2 protein-coding genes are annotated in these 1,808 nt (G+C 73.4%); both read right to left on the minus strand.

The genetic code is table 11. The annotated features are described in order from the left end of the window. A partial coding sequence (locus J0670_RS37150; RefSeq protein WP_207817189.1) for a demethylmenaquinone methyltransferase occupies nucleotides 1–683 on the minus strand: 683 nt, incomplete at its 3' end. 176 nt (nucleotides 684–859) lie between these two features. Beyond that, on the minus strand, nucleotides 860–1,447 hold the full coding sequence (locus J0670_RS37155) for a hypothetical protein (protein WP_207817190.1): 588 nt from the start codon (nucleotides 1,445–1,447) through the stop codon (nucleotides 860–862). Between the last annotated feature and the right edge of the window lie 361 nt (nucleotides 1,448–1,808).

The raw sequence follows: 1,808 nt of genomic DNA on the forward strand, positions 1-1,808 counted from the left end.
TACCCCCGGTGCAGCGCCACGATCCCGCCCGTCAGGTTCCGCCAGGCGACCTTCGACCAGCCCGCGTCCTGCATCCGGGCGGCCAGCGAGGGCTGGTCCGGCCAGGCCCGGATGGACTCGGCGAGGTAGACGTACGCGTCCGGGTTGCTGCTGACCGCGGTGGCGACCGGCGGCAGCGCGCGCATCAGGTACTCGGTGTAGACCGTGCGGAACGGCGTCCAGGTCGGCGTGGAGAACTCGCAGATCACCAGCTTGCCGCCGGGCTTGGTGACCCGGTTCATCTCGCGCAGCGCCGCGTCCGTGTCATGGACGTTGCGCAGCGCGAAGGAGATCGTCACCGAGTCGAAGGTGTCGTCCGCGAACGGCAGCCGGGTGGCGTCGCCGGCGGTGAGCGGCAGCTCGGGGTGGCGGCGCTTTCCCTCGGCGAGCATGCCGACCGAGAAGTCGCACGGGACGACCTTGGCCCCGGCGTCCGCGAAGGGCAGCGACGAGGTACCGGTTCCAGCGCCGAGGTCGAGCACGAGGTCCCCCGGTCCGGCGTCCACCGCCTCGGCCACCGCCCGCCGCCAGGCGCGGGCCTGGCCGAGGGAGAGCACGTCGTTGGTGAGGTCGTACTTGGCCGCGACGTCGTCGAACATGGCGGCGACTTCGTACGGCTGCTTGTCCAGAGAGGCTCGGGTCACGACCCCATTGTTCACCCTGGGACGGACACCCCGGCCAACGGGGCACCGGACACCCGACCACCGGGGCACCGAACACCCGACCAACAGGGCGCCGGGCGCACCGGGACGAACCCGGAAGACGCCCACCCCCGGCGTGAGGTCAGCGGTGTGAGGTCAGCGGCGTGAGGTCAGCGGCCTCAGTGCAGCCCGCGCCGTCCGCCCGCCCGCCGCCGACGGCGGGAGCGCTTGCCGTGCGTTATCGCGGGCATCCCCTCGGCCAGCGCCCCGGTCGCCAGCGCGAGGTTGGTGGCGAGCCGCCCCTGGCCGCCGCGGACCGCGACGGCCCGCCGGTGCCGCCAGATGCGCAGCATGCAGATCACGAAGGCCACCACGGCGACCGGCACGCTGAACCGGGCCAGTCCTATGCCGACCGGCTGAGGGTAGGTGTCGCCGCAGATCCGCACCGCGCCCGGGTCGTCGGCCGCGTGCTCCAGGCAGACGGTGTCGCCGACCCTGGTGCCGTCCGCGAGCGGCAGCGCCGCCGCGGTGTGCGACTGGCCGCCCGCCCGGTAGCTGACGGCGCTGTACGTGCCGCCGCCGGTCGGGAGCTGGGTGACGACGCCCTCGATCCTCACCGGGTGGGCCTCGATCCGGTCGGCCTGGTCGGCCTGACGCCAGCCGAGCAGGCACATGCCGACGGCGAGCACGGCGCTGAGCACGGCGGCGAGGTACCAACCACGGCCCAACCGCGGGGAGCGCGGCGGGGGAACGGTCGCGGTTCGCATGGTTCCTGTCCTGGTGCCTTCGGGGCCGGGGACACGGCCCCGCCGTCCGCGGTCACGGACGGTGGTGTGGTGAGGGGTACGGAGTGAGCTGTTCGGGATCGTATCCGCTGGCGGGCCCTCAGGTCACGGCGAAGGGACAATCACCCCTCGGTGCGGGCACCGGAGTTCGGCCGCACACGAAGGAAGTCCGGTGCGCCGCAAGGCAATCCGGCTACTGATGAGTACGTCACACCGGCCCGGTGCCGGGCGGCCCGTTCCTCACCGCCGCCGGTACACCAACCGTCCGCCCAGGACGGTCGCCAGGCACCCGCCCGGCAGCGGCTCGGCACCGTTCTCCCCCGAGGCCGCGAACACCGCGAAG

It is taken from the genome of Streptomyces sp. FH025 (assembly GCF_017427025.1).
Taxonomy (GTDB): Bacteria; Actinomycetota; Actinomycetes; order Streptomycetales; family Streptomycetaceae; genus Kitasatospora.

What these genes read in the sequence shown, in the direction of transcription:
- J0670_RS37155 (WP_207817190.1), bottom strand. Translation starts at nt 1,447, where the DNA reads ATGCGAACCGCGACCGTTCCCCCGCCGCGCTCCCCGCGGTTGGGCCGT.